Source organism: Vibrio sp. M250220, from assembly GCF_036533795.1.
Taxonomy (GTDB): Bacteria; Pseudomonadota; Gammaproteobacteria; order Enterobacterales; family Vibrionaceae; genus Vibrio.
Genome location: NZ_JATABI010000030.1, coordinates 45,404 through 57,935 on the forward strand (window position 1 = coordinate 45,404; position 12,532 = coordinate 57,935).

Below are 12,532 nucleotides of genomic sequence, written 5' to 3' on the forward strand. Positions count from 1 at the left end.
TTCCAATTTCGCACCAGGTACAGGTAAACGATAGTCGATACGTCTTGAACGTTTAGATCTTTGTTCTTCTCGAAGCGAGACACAGCGTTAGCAAAAACATTGTTGTCATCCGGTGTTCGTTTTAGGTTATTCCCTTCAAGCCCAGTAACAAACGACGCAACATCTTCCGTATTTAGAGATGCGATCATTTTAGGCTCAGCATTGGGTGCTGCAACGAATGCGCCTGGCATGAAATCCGTTTCGAATAACTGCCAGTATTCGCCGATCAGAGGAAGGACGATAGTTTCCCCAGCAGAAAAACCATCAAATTTATCTGTCGGCTCCAACTTATGTAAGTCGCCTGTCACTCGTGTGATTTTGAACTGTTCATTGTCTACATCGAGAATTAGACGAATGCTGTGGAAATAGATAGCCCACTCTTTTGAGTCGATCGCTTCACCTTGATTCACCAATGTCATATTGACTTGATTACATGATGCCCATTCCGCACCTAAGCCCTGACATGCAAGACCTTCATTTGCACCGTGGTTAGTGAGTACTTGATATTGAACATCAAGATTCTCCGCCAGTGAATTCACCACGCGTTGTTCCGTTTATTGAAATGATGCACAACCAGCCAATGTTACCAATACTGACGCTGCAATCAGATTTTGTTTAAACATCTTACTTACCCCAGAAAAATATCAATCTCAAAATTTAGATTTCATGAGCATTTAAAACGCAATAAAAACAGACATTTAAACGAAACGTCAAAATCGACAGACTTATTTTAACGAGATTACTGAGAGGCAATTCACATTATCTGGGGAAAGCTTACTATGAGAGGTGAATTAAGATCACAATATGCCGTTTCTATCTTAAAATTAACAACAGCGGGAAATATAAAAACGTGAATTAACACGCATTTTTCTCTCGCTAAGCTACGTCAAAAAGACGCAATTTAACGATTTTTCCGCATGGTATTAGGAGCTGAAATGAAAATACTGATGGTTCTGAGTTTACTGGTTGCTTCAATTAGCCTTAATGCTGAGCCTTTATACTGGAAAGCTCAAAAAGGCCCATTGACCTATACCATCATTGGTTCAGTACATGTAGGCGATGAAAGCATGTATCCCTTACCCGAGAAAATCTTTAAACAGCTAAAGGCCAGCAAGGGATTAATTGTAGAAACCGATATCCGTCAAACCAGTGGAATTCAGTACCCTCCAATCGATTTAGTGGCGAAGGATGTTTTATCTAAACAGCAGCAAGATGAGCTATTGGGCATTGCGACTCTCCTACAACTTAAAGGCAACGAACTCCTCCTCTCACCACCTTGGGCCGTCGCTCTGGCAATCCAGCTCAAGCAAATAGAGTATCTTGGTTACTCAGCATCCGATGGCGTTGATATACGTTTAGCCAACAAAGCGACGCTATGGAACATACCCGTTATCGGTCTCGAGTCTTTGCAGTTCCAGATTGATCTTCTTACTGGGCAAGACCAAGCCGGTAAAGAGATGCTAATCAGTGCAATCGAGGAGTTTGATCATTCTGAAGATTCTACCCATTGCCTAATAGACAGCTGGAAGGCAGGCGATTTAGATAAGCTTAATGAATTTGCGACACTGGCCGAAATGTCCGAGGAACTCGAGTCTGCATTGTTGACCGATAGAAACTTAGACTGGGCTGAGAAACTATCGAATCCAAACTGGCTTCCTGACAATAAAGGAAACTATGTCGTTGTGGTCGGCACGCTGCACTTACTCGGTGAGCAAAGCGTCCTGCAATTACTCAAAGATAATGGGTTCAAAATATCTCAGTTGTCACAAAGCACCAAAGCTCAATGTGAATTTAAGTACTAATGTGCTTACTCCGCCCATAAACGACGAAACACCCTTAAACGACAAAAGCCGTAACATTTCTGCTACGGCTTTCTAAATGTGGTCGGTGAAGAGGGATTCGAACCCCCGACCCTCTGGTCCCAAACCAGATGCGCTACCAAGCTGCGCTATTCACCGAGTTGTTTCTTCAGGCTTAGCCCGTCAACGGATGCGTATATTACGGATTCTCAGCACATACGCAAGCCGTTTTAGCTAACTTTTTGAAAAATTAAGTTCGTTTGACTAAAACATCATCGACGGGCGACAAAGTGTGAGCAAAAACACATCAAGACAAACAAAATAGCAACCTAATAACAACAATTGATCCAGATCAGTGTTGCATATTTAATCAAGGCTTACCTTAAGCCCTGTCATCTCATTTTGTAGACAACGGAGGAACTATGGACTTTTGGCTTGATCTCCTATTTGGTAATGCGGTAGGACTATCTTCAATGATTGTTATCTTTGGAGCCTTAGGTCTAATGCTATTCTATGGCGGTTTCATCGTCTACAAAGTGATGAACGACAAATCTCCTCACTAGAATCGCTTAGCCCTATTTCTCGGAATAGATAATTCGCTATGCACCGAAGTAGATACATTGTCTGCTTCGGTTTTTTATTTCCTCGCTACAAAATTTTGACCTCTCCCTTCGCCTGTTTAGTATAATACTGTTATTAATTTCCCATGCTGAGATCTCGTGATGTCTCAAGACGATGAATTCGGTTTGTTTCAACAAATGATGGGGGATGTAAAACCTCTCAAGCAAGATACAACCGAACATAAAAAACACCATCAAGTAACGGATGCTCAACTCGCCAAACGCGAAGCCGCAATTTGGCTGACTGAAGATGATCCTGAATATCTGTCTATTGACCACGCGGAAATGATCAAGCCAGACGACGTCATCGAGTTTAAACGTGATGGTGTCCAAGATGGCGTGTATAAAAAGCTGCGTCTAGCCAAATACCCTATTCAAGCTAGATTAGACTTGCATAAAAGAACACTAGAACAAGCTCGAGATGAAATGGCTAAGTTCCTAAAACAATGTATGCGTATGGATATCCGTACCGTTGTCATTGTTCACGGCAAAGGGGAACGTTCAAATCCACCAGCTCTAATGAAGAGTTTCGTTGCTCGGTGGCTAAAGCAAATCAAAGAAGTTCAGTGTGTTCATAGTGCCCAACGCTTTCATGGCGGGACTGGCGCAGTTTATGTGCTCCTCAGGAAAAGTGCTGAGAAAAAAATAGAAACTCGTGAACGGCATCAAAAACGTCTGGGTTAACTTGTCGCTCGGTGCTAGAATACGCGACCTCTTTGTGTTGATATTTTGGTCAGCACATTTTATTAACCGCCGTTGTGAAACGTTAGGAGAACAACATGACACAAGATACTGGCAAACGCCTAAATAAATTCATCAGTGAGACTGGATTCTGTTCACGAAGAGAAGCAGACCGACTGATTGAGCAGGGCCGCGTAACAATTAATGGCCTCGTACCTGAGATGGGAACTAAGGTTCAATCAGGTGACGACGTTCGTGTTGATGACAAACCGATTTCAGCCACAGTCGACAAACCGATTTATATCGCTCTGAATAAGCCAACGGGTATTACTTGTACCACCGAACGCGATATACCAGGCAACATTGTCGACTTTGTCGGCCATAAAAAACGTATCTTCCCAATTGGTCGTCTCGACAAGCCTTCTGACGGCCTTATCTTCCTGACCAATGATGGTGACATCGTTAACAAGATCCTCCGTGCTGGTAACAACCACGAGAAGGAGTATGTTGTTCGTGTCGATAAGCCCATCAGTGATGACTTCATTAACAAGATGTCTTCCGGCGTCAACATTCTTGATACCGTAACCTTACCTTGTAAAGTTGTAAGAGAGACTAAATACTCATTCCGTATCGTGTTAACTCAGGGTCTTAACCGTCAAATACGTCGTATGTGTGAAGCACTCGGCTACGAAGTCTTTAAACTTCGCCGCGTCCGCATCATGAACATTTCGCTTGATGGTATTCCAAATGGACAATGGCGCTACCTAACCGACGCAGAAGTCTCTGAAATTCTTGCTATGTGTGAAGATTCAAGTGGCACAGAAGAAGCTTCTAAGATGGACGCGAAAGGTAAACGCATTCGTCGAGCAACTGACGCGAAACTATTTGACAGCCGTGAAGAGAACCAAGAATCGAAAGCACGTCGCAACCAAAAGCAACGTACCTTTAAAGGTCGCAACGCCGAAGAGTTCCGCCATGCTCCAAACTCTAAGGTGACCAACAAGCAGAATCGAAAGGCAAGCCTGCTAAAAAGACTTTCTACAAACCTACTTCAGAAAAAGCGCAGCGCCCAGCTAAGTCACAAGGCGGCACGTTGAGTTTGAAGAAATAAGCGAGAAGCGAGAAGCGAGAAGCGAGAAGCGAGAAGCGAGAAGCGAGAAGCGAGAAGCGAGAAGCGAGAAGCGAGAAGCGAGAAGCGAGAAGCGAGAAGCGAGAATTCTGTGTAACTGTCTAGACTTAAGCCTTAAAGGCTAAGGATGGACAATATGGATAAGAAAGCACTCGAAGCTTTTGCTCGTGAAGCAGCAAAGTCAATTAAGACAGAATCTGATCTTGATGACTTCCGAAAAATGTTAACCAAGGTGACCGTTGAAACGGCGTTAAACGCTGAACTCGATGAGCATCTTGGATATCAAAAGCACCAATCTAGAACCAGTTCCAACTCCCGCAATGGCTACTCGGGTAAGTCCATCATCACTGATGATGGAGAGGTCGATATCGACGTCCCTCGCGACCGTGAAGCTAGCTTTGAACCTCAACTCGTACGAAAGCACCAAACTCGATTCCAATCCATGGACGACAAAATATTGAGCCTGTACGCGAAAGGCATGACCACACGTGAAATCGTCGCAACGTTCAAGGAAATGTATGATGCTGATGTCTCGCCAACGCTGATATCAAAGGTGACCGACTCGGTGCTCGAGCAAGTGATTGAATGGCAATCGCGACCTCTCGACGAGATTTACCCTATCGTCTATCTCGATTGCATCGTGGTTAAGGTGCGTCAAGACAAGCAAGTCATCAACAAAGCAGTCTATCTTGCGCTAGGCGTCAACATGGAAGGCCAAAAAGAACTGCTCGGTATGTGGCTCTCTGAAACGGAAGGTGCCAAGTTCTGGCTCAACGTGCTGACCGAGCTTCAAAATCGTGGGGTAAAAGACATTCTTATCGCTTGCGTTGACGGACTCAAGGGCTTTCCTGACGCCATCAACACCGCGTTCCCAGAGACGCAAATACAGCTCTGTATCGTCCACATGGTGCGAAACTCGGTTAAGTACGTCCCTTGGAAAGACTACAAAGCGGTGACGATTGACCTGAAGAAAATCTACCAATCAGCCACAGAGGATGAGGCTCTGCTGGCTCTAGAGCAGTTCTCTGACCGATGGGATAGTAAGTATCCTCAAATCAGTCGATCTTGGACGGCGCATTGGGACAACCTCAACACCCTGTTTAACTACCCAGAGGATATTCGTCGAGCCATTTATACGACTAACGCCATTGAATCCCTCAACAGCGTTATTAGAAAAGCGATCAAGAAGCGCAAGCTCTTCCCAACAGATGAATCAGCTCGAAAAGTGATCTACCTGGCTATCCGAGATGCTTCCAAGAAGTGGACGATGCCGATTAGAAACTGGCGACAAGCTCTAAACCGCTTTATGATTATGTTCGAAGACCGACTCACTGAATACATGTAACCCCGACAGTTACACAGAATTATTTACAGGGTCTTTTCTTTTAAATTCAGGCAATTTGATTTAAATACTAACCAGCACTGCCTGCAACTTTCGACTCTCTCATCACAAGCTCCCTCGAAGGACGAAGTCCGGTCTCGATTCTCGGAGCGCAGCGTTCTAGATTTTCGTAGGACAAAAAAAGAGAGCCTTATGGCTCTCTTTCGCAATCATTACAATCTTCGCTTATTGTGTACCGAAGATCTTGTCACCCGCATCACCAAGACCTGGGACGATGTAGCCTTTGTCATTTAGCTTTTGATCGATTGCCGCAGTGTATAGCTCTACGTCTGGGTGTGCTTTTTCTAGCGCTTCGATACCTTCAGGAGCCGCGACAAGAACAAGAACCTTGATAGCTTTACAACCTTTCTCTTTTATAAGGTCAATTGTTGCGATCATAGAACCACCAGTTGCTAGCATTGGGTCAACAACAAGAGCGATACGCTCATCCATGTTGGACGCTAGCTTGTTAAAGTACGGTACTGGCTCTAGCGTCTCTTCATCACGGTAGATACCAACAACACTGATACGTGCACTTGGCATATGCTCAAGAACGCCATCCATCATGCCTAGACCTGCACGTAGGATTGGCACTACTGTTACTTTTTTACCTTTGATTTGGTCCACTTCAACTGGACCGTTCCAACCTTCAATGGTTACTTTTTCCGTTTCAAAATCCGCTGTCGCTTCATAAGTTAATAGGCTGCCAACTTCTGTCGCTAGCTCACGAAAGCGCTTAGTGCTGATATCACCTTCTCTCATTAGACCAAGTTTGTGCTTCACAAGAGGGTGTTTTACTTCAACAACTTTCATTTCCATCTCCGGATATCAGGTAAAATTTAAACAAACCTCAGGATTATAAACGATTTCGTTCTCAATTTCTTGTCATAGCGCAAAAGAAAAAACTTGCGCAAACGTTTGCTATATAGGTTTATCCACTGTTAGAATAGCGCCGTTTTCATATCCAACTTAAAACCGAGGACTTCCCTGTGAGTGCTGATAACACATCTCTTAGCTATAAAGACGCTGGCGTAGATATCGATGCAGGCAACGCGCTTGTTGACCGTATTAAAGGTGCTGTAAAACGTACACGTCGCCCAGAAGTAATGGGTGGAATTGGTGGTTTTGGCGCATTGTGTGAACTACCAACTAAATATAAGCAACCAGTTCTAGTATCTGGTACAGATGGTGTGGGTACAAAACTGCGCCTGGCTTTGGATATGAAAAAGCATGACACAATCGGCATCGACCTTGTTGCTATGTGTGTGAACGACCTTATCGTTCAAGGTGCTGAGCCACTATTTTTCCTAGACTACTATGCAACAGGTAAGCTTGACGTCGACACTGCGGCTGACGTTGTCTCAGGTATTGCAGATGGCTGTGTTCAAGCGGGCTGTGCTCTTATTGGTGGCGAAACCGCTGAAATGCCAGGCATGTACGAAGGTGAAGACTACGACGTTGCAGGTTTCTGTGTTGGCGTTGTAGAAAAAGAAGACGTCATTGATGGCACTAAAGTCGCCGCTGGTGATGCCCTTATTGCCGTTGGTTCAAGTGGCCCTCACTCAAACGGTTACTCACTAATCCGTAAGATCCTTGAAGTATCTGGCGCAGACAAAAATGAAGAGCTAGCTGGACGCACAATCGGTGAACACCTATTAGAGCCGACCAAGATTTACATCAAATCAGCACTAAAAATGATTGAGAAACACGACATCCATGCGATTTCTCACATTACAGGTGGTGGTTTCTGGGAAAACATTCCTCGCGTACTACCAGAAGGTACTAAAGCCGTTATTGATGGTAGCAGTTGGGAATGGCCTGTTATTTTTAAATGGCTACAAGAAAAAGGCAACGTAACCACTCACGAAATGTACCGCACATTTAACTGTGGCGTGGGCCTTATTGTTGCGCTACCTCAAGATCAAGCAAGCGCAGCTGTTGAACTGCTAAAAGCTGAAGGCGAAAACGCTTGGATCATAGGTGAGATTGCCAACGCAGCATCAGGCGAAGAGCAAGTAGAAATTAACTAGTATTCAAGTAGAGTTCAATCAAGTATGAAAAGTATCGTTGTTTTAGTATCAGGAAACGGTTCAAACTTACAAGCAATCATTGACGCTTGTAATACCAGTATTACTGGTGGCCGTGTCACAGCCGTGTTTTCAAACAAGGCCGATGCGTACGCGTTAGAACGTGCGAAAATGGCTGAGGCTGGGGCTCATTTTCTTGATCCAAAAAGCTTCGATACCCGTGATGCTTTCGATCATGAGTTAATGAAGCAAATCGATGAGTACAAACCTGATGTCATCGTACTTGCTGGCTACATGCGAATCCTCAGTGGCGAGTTTGTTCGCCACTACATGGGTCGAATGATCAACATCCACCCTTCACTACTGCCTAAATACCCTGGGTTGAACACTTACCAACGTGCTATTCACGCGGGTGATGAAGAACATGGGACTAGTGTTCATTTTGTCACAGAACAGCTGGATGGCGGTCCTGTGATTCTACAAGCGAAAGTACCCATCTTCGATGAAGATACCGTAGACACATTGACTGAGCGCGTTCAAACACAAGAACACCGAATCTACCCTATGGTCGTTAAGTGGTTAGTCGAAGAGCGCTTGGTCATGAAAGATGGTAAAGAAGCTTACCTAGACGGTAATCTACTTAGCATTCACGGCTACGCAGAAGAGTAATCTGCCTAACATTACAACAAAACAACCACTTAGCATGACCTAAAATCGACAATTAAAATTTTAAGCACGTCCAGAAAGACCAAGAAACACGAATTCGCAATCTAGAAGGCCCAGTTCGATTAACTGGGCCTTTGTTTTTCTAACTAACTAACGGTTGTCTTTTAACTAGCGAAAATAGGCTTTTTAATATCATGGCGTAATAAACAAACCAAGTAACCCATAAAGCTATGTTTTCACGCTCCGTCATAGTAATACTATGCATGTCATTAACCGTGTATAGCGCAAATACGATGGTATTAATTACAATGACTAGCGCAAAAATATAAGGCACATTTTTCTTGTATGCACTGAAGTATAAGCCTAGAAGAATAATTACATCACTACCCACTGAATAAACGTTTGTTAGTATAAATTGCTCACTCAGCAAAGCCCCGTCAGTTAATGTTAAAAGCGCTACGCGACTAAAAATCATCAGCGTTATAACAATATAAAAAATAACCTTGTTACCCATAGTTACCACCAATAGGCTGGAGAAAGCATATCTGGATTGCGAGGCAAGCGTTTTAGCCCATCTATTGATTGTAAATAGTCACGCTTGAATTGCATTCTTCTAATACCGTAAGGAGCCAGCTTATGAAGTGCATCAACCGCATCCTGAATTTCTTTATCGTTATATTTTGCGCCAGCGTCAATGGCATTTAACACTAACGGGACCACAGTTCGATACACTCGCTCCGAGTCAACCTTCCCAGTCACCTCACCATAAATCGCCGCTAAAGCACTATATAAAAGCCTAAATTCTGCGACTGCCATAATTTCACCCTGTATCATACTTGCAACAGCAGCGTACAAAACAAAAGTTCATTATGTAAAATATCAATATATTACGATGTGAATATCATCCAGAAATGAAAAAGCGCAGTCAAATGACTGGGCCTTTTTTGTTTGCATAAACATGCAATTGAAGATGGCTGGGGTGGAGAGATTCGAACTCCCAACACGCGGATTTGTAAAACCGCCTAAACCCTAATAAAACAAATGCTTAGCATAGTCAAAAATAGACAAGTAACGTTATACACACTCAAAATGACTTTGTTTGGCGGTAATGAGACGCTCTCAAGGTGACTATTGGCAATTGCCGAATTCACGTAGAACCCTACAAAAGATAATGTACTAATTCTCGGTTCTATATCTGACACAATATTTCCTTTTATCTTGTTGATTTGTTTAAAAATCAATTAATAAGAGTTAGCCTTATTAGACGACAAACTGCCGCCTAATAACGATAATGCTGATTTAACGGATTTAGCTCTAACGCCTCTTCTAGGTGGTCAGGGTCTAAATGTGCGCCGTTATTACGACATGCGCGAGTTTATGATTGCCGCCATGCAAACGCGCCAGCTTTCGAATTGCGCGCACGGTTGAGGCGACAAAACCTCGCCGCTTTTTGTGCGTTCGTCTGGATGGTGGGCGAGTTTTACACCTTGTTCTAGAAGAATTAGCCGTGTGTGAGCTTGGCAGTGGCAAAGCAGAGGGCGTACTCAACAAACTTTGTGTAGCTAGGTCGAAAGTTTGGTTTTATCCTGCATAGTATTTACCAGAGACCGCAGCAAGTCCCTAAAACGGTCATCTCTCAATCCAATCGAATCCGGTGTGGCAAACAAAAAACCTCATTAGATGCGAAGTACATCTCAAATGAGATAGACCTCACCGTAGAGCAAATCAAATCACTCAAACCACTGGAATATTTTTACTCAGATGAAATGGGAGCAATTAAACGTGGGCGACTTCGAAAGCCAAGGCGTTAACGCTAAATACCGCTATCTAACAAATAAGACAAAAATGAGCTTTTGAAGAAATGTCCTATATCACTCTAGACCAAAAATGCGACAACTTGATGTTTAAGTAATCAACTAGCTAGATATTACCAAACTATCATGTATGGTAGCGCTGAATTAGATATGACCTTCAGGGTCGCTTGATTTATGAGTAATAACATTAAACCAACTTAGGAGAATGCTTGATGCTGTCACAAGCCTCACTACCATCTTCGGAAAGGACTCCTATTACCGACAAGGATTTGTATATTGCTTCACACAACGATTCATTAGGGGACTTCCTAAAAACAGAGCTATCACAAGGCAGACATATATACTGCTCATTTACAAAAGCTCAACTTCACGGAAGCCTCCGACGAGAGCTAAAAAAACGAGAAATTCAAAGCATCAGCTTTATAGATGGCTACACCATTTACCCCTGTCACGAATATTAAGCTCAAACAATAAAGGTCGCCTTCGCGTAATGCCAGTCAGTTAAGCTGACTGGCATTATAGCCAGGTGCTCGTCTTTTTTTTATTCTCTCGCCTAATATTAATCTTCCATTCATCTTGCCCCTGCTATGGTGCTAACAACCAATGGAGGCATGCGATGGATCTGAAAAGTTTACTCAATCAAGCACTTAACTCCGACCTTGTTAAACAAGGCCAACAACACGTCAAACAACAATCCAGCTCAGGCACTTTAAAATCACTGGGAGCTGGCGCCGTCGGAGGCGGTTTGGTTTCCCTTCTGATGGGTTCAAAGAAGAGCAAAAAACTCGGCAAAAATGCACTTAAAATTGGCAGTGTCGCTGCGTTAGGCGCTTTGGCGTACAAGGTGTATAACGACTATCAGGATAAAAACGCCTCGATATCAAACCACAATGCTCAGCAAGATACCTTCAACGCTGAAGATAGCATCCACAGCGAACTGATCTTAACGGCGATGATTGCAGCAGCGAAAGCCGATGGTCATGTGGATCAGCAAGAAATGGAACGAATTGAACTGACACTAAAACAAGCAGGCGCAGATCTTCAACTGCAAAGTTTTCTTCATTCAGAGCTGAATAAGCCACTCGTTCCGACTGAAATTGCGCGTTTAGCGCGCTCACCTCAGCAAGCATCTGAAATATATCTCGCTTCGCTGATCGTGATTGATGAACAAAACTTTATGGAGAAGGCCTATCTCCAAGAACTCGCTAAACAACTCAACTTGTCACCAGAAGTAACCTTTCAGTTAGAACAACAGTTAAACAGGACATAACATTGAACAGATATTCAACAGCCAAAGGTAACCCTTGAGCTAGGACAAGCACCTGCTTTGAGTTTCTTTGAGCGACTGTGTATATTTGACAGCAGTGACTATTTATTGGAGTGAAGGCCATGCAAGTATACGGCTGTTGTGATCTAATTCGTGAACTTTATGCCCAGATTGGTAGTGGAGATCAAGCTTATGTCCCACAAGCTATCTCATGTGCAGTTAGAGCGTTAAATGATATCGCTGCTGATGAGTCCTTACCAAAGGATACTCGAGAAAAAGCAGCATTTGCTGCGGCAAACTTACTTATTTCAGATTTCGAGGATAAGTAATGAACTTAGCGAACTTTGAGTCAATGGACCCAATTATGCTGATGAGTATCATCAACATGAAGCTGCGTGACGATTTTGCTGGCGACTTAGATAAACTCGTCGCGTTTTTCGATATTGATAGAGTCGCGTTAGAAGCGAAGTTATCAACCGCTGGCTTTGACTTTTTGCCAGAAGCAGGTCAGTTTCGGTAAACGCGCTAGATTCAGAGATAAAAAAACCGCCGTTTGGCGGTTTTTTTATCTGTAGAAGCAATCTTTACTCTTCGTCAGCATCATCTGCGCGTTGAGCTAAACGGCGTGCTTTTCTTTCTTCAGCTTCACGAGCTAGGCGTGCTTCACGCTCTAAACGCTCTTGACGTTGAACCGCTTTACGTTCGTTGCGCTCTGCTTGGTTTTTAACGAAACCAGCAAGTTCTTTCTCTGCCCACGCTTGAGCAAGTTCTTGACTTTCAAAAGCCATTTCACGCTTAGAAACGACAGTTTTACGAGAAGTCACTTGGCGAGTGATTTCAGCAGTCCAACCGTTACGTTTTTCAGAAGTGCGAATAGCAAATTTTGGATTTTTAGACATTTAATTCATTTCCTAAGGGATTAATCAGGGATTCGGTCAACTTGATAACTCCATCTAAGCTGAGCTGTTTAACACCATCCCTTGGTAAGCGCGGTATTAGAGCACAAAAGTCCGCATAACGCTGCAAGTTTTTTACGAGAGGCGAGAGGCGAGAGGCGAGAGGCGAGAGGCGAGAGGCGAGAGGCGAGAGGCGAGAGGCGAGAGTATTAT

General features: G+C 43.6%; 15 protein-coding genes, 1 tRNA gene and 1 pseudogene. 10 read left to right on the forward strand and 7 right to left on the reverse strand.

All coding sequences use genetic code 11. From position 1 onward, the window contains the following. Window positions 1-32: 32 nt before the first annotated feature. Window positions 33-662, reverse strand: a pseudogene (locus tag QTN94_RS11715) (carbohydate-binding domain-containing protein); the annotation flags it as partial. Window positions 663-974: 312 nt separating this feature from the next. Here QTN94_RS11715 and QTN94_RS11720 point away from each other — a divergent pair. Further along, on the forward strand, window positions 975-1,841 hold the full coding sequence (locus tag QTN94_RS11720; protein WP_331427727.1) for a TraB/GumN family protein: 867 nt from the start codon (window positions 975-977) through the stop codon (window positions 1,839-1,841). 79 nt (window positions 1,842-1,920) lie between these two features. Here QTN94_RS11720 and QTN94_RS11725 read toward each other — a convergent pair. Next, window positions 1,921-1,997, reverse strand: a tRNA-Pro gene (locus tag QTN94_RS11725). A 263-nt stretch (window positions 1,998-2,260) separates the two neighbouring features. Between QTN94_RS11725 and QTN94_RS11730 the strand changes: the two genes are divergently transcribed. The 4 genes from QTN94_RS11730 (at window position 2,261) to QTN94_RS11745 (ending at window position 5,613) form a co-directional block, all read left to right on the forward strand. Beyond that, a complete protein-coding gene (locus QTN94_RS11730; protein WP_011078358.1) occupies window positions 2,261-2,401 on the forward strand; it encodes a DUF3149 domain-containing protein in 141 nt (46 codons plus the stop codon). A 159-nt stretch (window positions 2,402-2,560) separates the two neighbouring features. Then, entirely contained in the window at window positions 2,561-3,142 is a 582-nt protein-coding gene (gene smrA, locus QTN94_RS11735; RefSeq protein ID WP_331427728.1) for a DNA endonuclease SmrA, read from the forward strand. Between the two features lie 95 nt (window positions 3,143-3,237). Continuing rightward, window positions 3,238-4,236 carry a 23S rRNA pseudouridine(2604) synthase RluF gene (rluF, locus tag QTN94_RS11740; protein ID WP_331427729.1) on the forward strand — a complete coding sequence of 333 codons (999 nt, stop codon included), beginning with the start codon at window positions 3,238-3,240 and terminating at the stop codon, window positions 4,234-4,236. Window positions 4,237-4,404: 168 nt separating this feature from the next. Further along, window positions 4,405-5,613 carry an IS256 family transposase gene (locus QTN94_RS11745; RefSeq protein ID WP_331427730.1) on the forward strand — a complete coding sequence of 403 codons (1,209 nt, stop codon included), beginning with the start codon at window positions 4,405-4,407 and terminating at the stop codon, window positions 5,611-5,613. A gap of 222 nt (window positions 5,614-5,835) precedes the next feature. Here the strand turns inward: QTN94_RS11745 and upp are convergent, their stop codons facing one another. Then, the gene (gene upp, locus QTN94_RS11750) at window positions 5,836-6,462 is read right to left on the reverse strand and encodes a uracil phosphoribosyltransferase (protein WP_331427731.1); all 627 of its coding nucleotides are present in this window, start codon (window positions 6,460-6,462) and stop codon (window positions 5,836-5,838) included. Between the two features lie 176 nt (window positions 6,463-6,638). On the opposite strand from upp, the gene purM reads away from it, so the two are divergent. Both purM and purN read left to right on the forward strand, forming a co-directional pair. Then, the gene (purM, locus tag QTN94_RS11755) at window positions 6,639-7,679 is read left to right on the forward strand and encodes a phosphoribosylformylglycinamidine cyclo-ligase (protein WP_331427732.1); all 1,041 of its coding nucleotides are present in this window, start codon (window positions 6,639-6,641) and stop codon (window positions 7,677-7,679) included. Window positions 7,680-7,703: 24 nt separating this feature from the next. Beyond that, window positions 7,704-8,345 (forward strand): phosphoribosylglycinamide formyltransferase, encoded by a 642-nt coding sequence (gene purN, locus QTN94_RS11760; RefSeq protein WP_331417701.1) that lies wholly within the window; start codon window positions 7,704-7,706, stop codon window positions 8,343-8,345. 139 nt (window positions 8,346-8,484) lie between these two features. Here the strand turns inward: purN and QTN94_RS11765 are convergent, their stop codons facing one another. Both QTN94_RS11765 and QTN94_RS11770 read right to left on the reverse strand, forming a co-directional pair. After that, complete coding sequence (locus tag QTN94_RS11765; RefSeq protein WP_331427733.1) at window positions 8,485-8,856, reverse strand: hypothetical protein; 372 nt, start codon at window positions 8,854-8,856, stop codon at window positions 8,485-8,487. Between the two features lie 2 nt (window positions 8,857-8,858). Continuing rightward, window positions 8,859-9,158, reverse strand: coding sequence for a hypothetical protein (locus QTN94_RS11770; protein ID WP_331427734.1), 300 nt, complete (start codon window positions 9,156-9,158; stop codon window positions 8,859-8,861). A gap of 1,614 nt (window positions 9,159-10,772) precedes the next feature. On the opposite strand from QTN94_RS11770, the gene QTN94_RS11775 reads away from it, so the two are divergent. The 3 genes from QTN94_RS11775 to QTN94_RS11785 all read left to right on the forward strand — a co-directional run bounded on the left by QTN94_RS11775 (window position 10,773) and on the right by QTN94_RS11785 (window position 11,943). Beyond that, window positions 10,773-11,426, forward strand: coding sequence for a tellurite resistance TerB family protein (locus QTN94_RS11775; protein ID WP_331427735.1), 654 nt, complete (start codon window positions 10,773-10,775; stop codon window positions 11,424-11,426). A 119-nt stretch (window positions 11,427-11,545) separates the two neighbouring features. Continuing rightward, window positions 11,546-11,752, forward strand: a complete 207-nt coding sequence (locus QTN94_RS11780) for a YaeP family protein (protein ID WP_138971762.1) — start codon at window positions 11,546-11,548, stop codon at window positions 11,750-11,752. Then, on the forward strand, window positions 11,752-11,943 hold the full coding sequence (locus tag QTN94_RS11785; protein WP_331427736.1) for a DUF4250 domain-containing protein: 192 nt from the start codon (window positions 11,752-11,754) through the stop codon (window positions 11,941-11,943). Before QTN94_RS11780 ends, QTN94_RS11785 begins: the two co-directional genes overlap by 1 nt. Before the next feature lie 64 nt (window positions 11,944-12,007). On the opposite strand, the gene QTN94_RS11790 is transcribed toward QTN94_RS11785, so the two are convergent. Then, window positions 12,008-12,322 (reverse strand): DUF3622 domain-containing protein, encoded by a 315-nt coding sequence (locus QTN94_RS11790; protein ID WP_331427737.1) that lies wholly within the window; start codon window positions 12,320-12,322, stop codon window positions 12,008-12,010. Next, a partial coding sequence (locus QTN94_RS11795) for a hypothetical protein (protein WP_331427738.1) occupies window positions 12,315-12,532 on the reverse strand: 218 nt, incomplete at its 5' end. The genes QTN94_RS11790 and QTN94_RS11795, both read right to left, overlap by 8 nt.

Coding starts and splice junctions, on each gene's coding strand:
- QTN94_RS11720 (WP_331427727.1), top strand. CDS start 975: ATGAAAATACTGATGGTTCTGAGTTTACTGGTTGCTTCAATTAGCCTT.
- QTN94_RS11730 (WP_011078358.1), top strand. CDS start 2,261: ATGGACTTTTGGCTTGATCTCCTATTTGGTAATGCGGTAGGACTATCT.
- smrA (WP_331427728.1), top strand. CDS start 2,561: ATGTCTCAAGACGATGAATTCGGTTTGTTTCAACAAATGATGGGGGAT.
- rluF (WP_331427729.1), top strand. CDS start 3,238: ATGACACAAGATACTGGCAAACGCCTAAATAAATTCATCAGTGAGACT.
- QTN94_RS11745 (WP_331427730.1), top strand. CDS start 4,405: ATGGATAAGAAAGCACTCGAAGCTTTTGCTCGTGAAGCAGCAAAGTCA.
- upp (WP_331427731.1), bottom strand. CDS start 6,462: ATGAAAGTTGTTGAAGTAAAACACCCTCTTGTGAAGCACAAACTTGGT.
- purN (WP_331417701.1), top strand. CDS start 7,704: ATGAAAAGTATCGTTGTTTTAGTATCAGGAAACGGTTCAAACTTACAA.
- QTN94_RS11765 (WP_331427733.1), bottom strand. CDS start 8,856: ATGGGTAACAAGGTTATTTTTTATATTGTTATAACGCTGATGATTTTT.
- QTN94_RS11770 (WP_331427734.1), bottom strand. CDS start 9,158: ATGGCAGTCGCAGAATTTAGGCTTTTATATAGTGCTTTAGCGGCGATT.
- QTN94_RS11775 (WP_331427735.1), top strand. CDS start 10,773: ATGGATCTGAAAAGTTTACTCAATCAAGCACTTAACTCCGACCTTGTT.
- QTN94_RS11780 (WP_138971762.1), top strand. CDS start 11,546: ATGCAAGTATACGGCTGTTGTGATCTAATTCGTGAACTTTATGCCCAG.
- QTN94_RS11785 (WP_331427736.1), top strand. CDS start 11,752: ATGAACTTAGCGAACTTTGAGTCAATGGACCCAATTATGCTGATGAGT.
- QTN94_RS11790 (WP_331427737.1), bottom strand. CDS start 12,322: ATGTCTAAAAATCCAAAATTTGCTATTCGCACTTCTGAAAAACGTAAC.